This window comes from Paraburkholderia sp. BR10141 (assembly GCF_056155635.1).
Window position 1 is genome coordinate 1 of sequence record NZ_JBMIQH010000093.1, and the last position, 4,074, is coordinate 4,074.

4 protein-coding genes are annotated in these 4,074 nt (G+C 61.9%); 3 read left to right on the forward strand and 1 reads right to left on the reverse strand.

Going from position 1 to position 4,074, the window contains the following annotated elements; translation table 11 throughout:
- Nucleotides 1–339: 339 nt before the first annotated feature.
- Complete coding sequence (locus tag ACOJB8_RS40780; protein WP_475017894.1) at nt 340–621, reverse strand: hypothetical protein; 282 nt, start codon at nt 619–621, stop codon at nt 340–342.
- Between the two features lie 137 nt (nt 622–758).
- Here ACOJB8_RS40780 and ACOJB8_RS40785 point away from each other — a divergent pair, with 137 nt between their 5' ends.
- The 3 genes from ACOJB8_RS40785 to ACOJB8_RS40795 are packed head-to-tail and all read left to right on the forward strand — an operon-like array spanning nt 759 to nt 3,975.
- Entirely contained in the window at nt 759–1,994 is a 1,236-nt protein-coding gene (locus ACOJB8_RS40785; RefSeq protein WP_475017896.1) for a site-specific integrase, read from the forward strand.
- Nucleotides 1,991–2,962, forward strand: coding sequence for a tyrosine-type recombinase/integrase (locus ACOJB8_RS40790; RefSeq protein WP_475017898.1), 972 nt, complete (start codon nt 1,991–1,993; stop codon nt 2,960–2,962). Before ACOJB8_RS40785 ends, ACOJB8_RS40790 begins: the two co-directional genes overlap by 4 nt.
- Nucleotides 2,959–3,975, forward strand: a complete 1,017-nt coding sequence (locus ACOJB8_RS40795; RefSeq protein ID WP_475017900.1) for a site-specific integrase — start codon at nt 2,959–2,961, stop codon at nt 3,973–3,975. The genes ACOJB8_RS40790 and ACOJB8_RS40795 overlap by 4 nt, the downstream gene beginning before the upstream one ends.
- Nucleotides 3,976–4,074: the final 99 nt, after the last annotated feature.

The window sequence follows — 4,074 nt, forward strand, 5'->3', positions numbered from 1 at the left end:
GGCGCATTATCCCGAGCATGGTTTTATCTGGAGCCAGATGCGTGTAGCCCCCGCTTGTAGGCGGTGGCGCCTGCGTGTACTCGGGATAATATCTTCCTACGCCCAGACTCCCGTCGGTGCGGTTGGGGGATGCCCATGCAGATTCCGATGCACACAAGTTCTTGCGTGGAAGCCTATGTCGCGGGTCATGAGTGGACGATTGCGAAGCTGCCAGCCTGCCCACTACATCCTTCCGGTGGCTGCGGCCTTGCTCGCCATGGCAGCTACGCGAGGGCCAAGCCCTCCGGTGTCCGCGTGGCCCGTTGGTACTGCCCCCAAGGTCATCGCACCTTCAGCCTGTTACCCGACTTTCTGGCGGCACGCTTGCCTGGGCTGCTTGCCGAGATCGAAGACACGATCTTCGCGGTAGCACGTTCGCCGAGCATCGAGGCCGCGGCGGCAAGCATACGAGACCTGGGAGTGACGCTGCCGGCAGCGGTACGTTGGCTTCGTCGTCGCCTGGGGCCCGTTCAGCGTGCTGTTCGAGCGCTGAGGGATGCCGACGTCGAGGTGGCCCTTGTCGTTGAAGCTGGCTTTCTGACGCGCATTCGCCTTGACCTCGACGACCGGGCTCTTGCACATCTACCACCGCCACTGGGGTTCGGGGTCAGCGGCCATGGCCGGCAGACTGTCGAAGGCTGCCAACACAAGATGGGGCCTGACGCGCACGAGCGCACGATCTATCCTGGTCGACAACCCAACCCGTTGCCGCCGCCCGTATGGTCACGCGACCCCACAGAACACTGCAACCCGAACGCACGCCCACCACCCAGGACATCCTGCGCGTGTGGCGCGCAGACCGCTGCGTCAGCGCGAGCAGCGCGCAGCAATACCTGCAGTGGATCAGCCGGTTCAGACGCTACTGCCACGTGCTCGGTCGTGACGAAGCTGGCGAGCTGACGCGCGATGGGGTCAAGCGCTTCCAGACGTGGTACGCGCATTCACGTGGGATCCCCACCAGCCATCTCGGTCTCGCAAGTTCGTCAATGCACTCGCTGCACCGCGTCTATGAGGTCGTTGGCGCACCAGTCCCACCATGGAGACCCATCGAACCCCGTCCTCAGCCTGCCACGGCGGTCCTGCGCGACTATGCTGCCCACCTCCGGCAACATCGTGGCAACCCCGAGGTCACGATCCGCAAGAAGGTCGACCACGTTGGCAAGCTCCTCGCGCACCTGAGCCGTTCCGGCAAGACCTGGCGCCAGTTGAGTTTGCCGGACATCGACGCATTCCTCATTGGATGCGCCCGTCGCTATGCTCGCTCGACGACGGCCGACATCGCCAGTACGGTCAGGTCCTTTGCCCGATTCTTGTTGTTGAGCGGGCGCACTCGCGCCGACCTGGCCGACGCGGTGATCTCGCCAGTGCAACCGCGATTCGAACGACCCCGACGTGCCTTACCTTGGGAAGACGTTCAGCGACTGCTGCGCGCCGTGGACACGAGCACGGCGCGCGGGCTGCGCGACCACGCGTTACTGTTGATGATGAGCACCTACGGCCTCGGCGCTGGCGAAGTGATCGGCTTGCAACTGCAGCACATTGACTGGAACGCCGGCACGCTGCAGATGTCGCGCCCCAAGACGGGGGTCAACTTCGTCCTGCCACTGCTTCCTCCGGTGGCCAAAGTGCTTGCGCGGTACCTTCGTCATGGGCGGCCATCTCATACTCCAACGCGGCATGTGTTCGTTCAGATGAAAGTGCCATTCGGCGCGTTCACGGCCTCGTCAGCGGTGCGACACATCCTCATCAAGCATGCAGCGATCGCCGGTATTCAGGCTCCCTACCTCGGCAGCCACGTCTTGCGGCATTCAAACGCCGCACGGCAACTCGATATTGGAACCACAGCGCGAGTGCTGTCGGACCTGCTCGGTCATCGTGACCCGGAGTCGGTGTCGGCGTACGTGCGCATCGCGACGCAGTCGCTGCGCGAAGTCTCGCTGCCGGTACCGCGATGAGCACGAAGATCACCGCGGCTGTCCTGGCCCATGACGCAAAGGAGTTCCTGGCGTTCAAGCGAGCCATGGGAATGGGTTACCTGCGTGCCGAGTTCGTGCTCAATGGATTCGTGCGCTTCGTTCGTAACCAGTACGGCGAATGCTCCGTATCATTGGAGCGGGCGGTGTCGGAGTGGGTAGTGAGGATCGAAGGTCGCAAGGCGATCACGGTGGGCAACGAGTTCGGCGTCGTTCGCCAGCTTTGCCTCTTCCGTCGCCGTAGCGACCCGCACTGCTTCGTGCCGGATCACGCACTGGCACCTGTCAAGGAATCGGTGTTCGTACCATACATCTTCAGCCGCGAAGAGATACGCGCCCTGGTGAACGCCGCCACGCGACACGAGGGCCGCAGTATGACGTGGGGCGCGACGTTGCGCGCTCTCACGCTCGTGCTGTATTGCACTGGAATGCGGCTCGGCGAGGCTACAAGACTGCGCATGGTCGACGTCGATCTGCGCCGGGCTGTCTTGACAGTTCAACGGAGCAAGGGGCGTTCGCGCATCCTGGCGATCCGCGACGATCTTGTCGCGGAATTGCGGCAGTACATTCGGTACCGCGAGAAGGTACTGACGGCAAGCGGTACGGACGATCCATTGACGCTGTTCATCCGTCGCGATGGATCGACTCTCACCCTGCGCGCAGCGTCTGATGCGCTGCGAGGGCTGCTGCGGGATCTGGGCCTTAAGCCACAGCGCGGGCGCTCAGGCGCCAGACCTTACGAGTTCCGGCATGCCTTCGCAGTGCATCGGCTGACCGCGTGGGCCGTCGAAGGTGCGGACGTGCATGCGAAGCTGCCATGGTTGTCTGCATACCTCGGGCACCAGAATGTGCTCGGCACGGAGGTCTATCTCAAGGCCACGCCGCAACTGCTGCAACTGGCAAGCCAGCGTTTCGAACAGCACTCACGCGGCAAGCGCTGCATGCGATGAGCCGCTTGCCGTCGCGCAGCCTGTTCGCTCATGTGCAGTCATACTTCACCGAGTACCTGCCGCGGCAACGTGGCGCCAGCACCCATACCATTCGCGCCTACCGGGATGCGTTGACGTTGCTGTTCAAGTTCGTCTCTGAGCAGAACGGTCGTGGTGTCGTCTCCTTGCAGCTTGCCGACCTCGACGCTAACGTCGTGACACGCTTCCTGGATCACATCGAAGCTGAGCGATCTAATTCTGCGGCGACGCGCAACTGCCGACGTGCAGCGATCCGAGGCTTCTTCAAGCACCTGCTGCGCAACGACCTGACTCACTCACAACAGTACATACGGGTGTTGGCCATTCCTGCCAAGAAAGCGCGCCAGAAGCCATCAACCTACCTTGAGGCAGAAGATGTTCGATTGATCATCAACATGCCGAACAAACGCACCTGCGACGGATGGCGCGACTATACGCTGCTGCTGTTCCTCTACAACTGCGGTGCTCGGGTCAGTGAGGCTGCCGGCCTTCTGTGGGACGATCTGCAATTGGCTGCACCGAGGCAGGTTCGCCTGCGCGGCAAGGGAAGAAAGGAGCGTGTGTTGCCACTGTGGCCCGAGACAGCCAACGCGTTACATCGACTGCGTGGCATGTCACGTAGCGACGGTGGACAGTGCGTGTTCGTCAATCGAAATGGGCAACCCCTGACGCGCGATGGCATCGCCTACATCCTCGCCAAGTACGCGACCGCAGCAGTTCACCACAATCCCGCATTACTGCAAAAACATATTACGCCACACGTCCTGAGGCACAGTTGCGCCGTCGCGTTGCTGCAATCCGGAACCGACGTCACAGTGATTCGCGACTACCTTGGCCATACCAGCGTCGCAACGACAGGTCGCTACATCACGATAAACCTGCAGATGAAGCGCGACGCCATGCAGGCGTTCTGGAAGAAGGCTGGCATTGAGCCGACGACCACAAAACCATGGAAGCCCAAGGCCGACCTGCTTGCGTTCTTGCAGTCCTTGTGAGCGCGATCAAACCTTATGTGGAGTTCGAGCATCAGACATGCCGTGTACCCGTTGTTGGCAACCTGCCTCCCTCCAGATAAAACCATGCTCGGGATAATG